The sequence below is a fragment of the Neisseria sp. HMSC078C12 genome, from assembly GCF_001838065.1.
GTDB lineage: Bacteria > Pseudomonadota > Gammaproteobacteria > Burkholderiales > Neisseriaceae > Neisseria.
Genome location: NZ_KV835600.1, coordinates 1 through 263 on the forward strand (window position 1 = coordinate 1; position 263 = coordinate 263).

1 protein-coding gene is annotated in these 263 nt (G+C 52.5%); it reads left to right on the plus strand.

The features are described 5' to 3' along the window. Positions 1 to 263: transposase (locus HMPREF2596_RS04935; RefSeq protein WP_141762670.1), on the plus strand; the 263-nt coding region annotated here is incomplete at both ends.

Consider the following 263-nt stretch of genomic DNA (forward strand, 5'->3'; position numbering starts at 1 on the left):
CAATGGCACAGCCTCTCCGATCCCGAACTCGAACACAGCCTCATCACCCGCATCGACTTCAACCTGTTTTGCCGTTTTGACGAACTGAGCATCCCCGATTACAGCACCTTATGCCGCTACCGCAACTGGCTGGCGCAAGACAACACCCTGTCCGAATTACTGGAACTGATTAATCGCCAACTGACCGAAAAAGGTCTAAAAATAGAGAAAGCATCCGCCGCCGTCATTGACGCCACCATTATTCAGACCGCCGGCAGCAAACA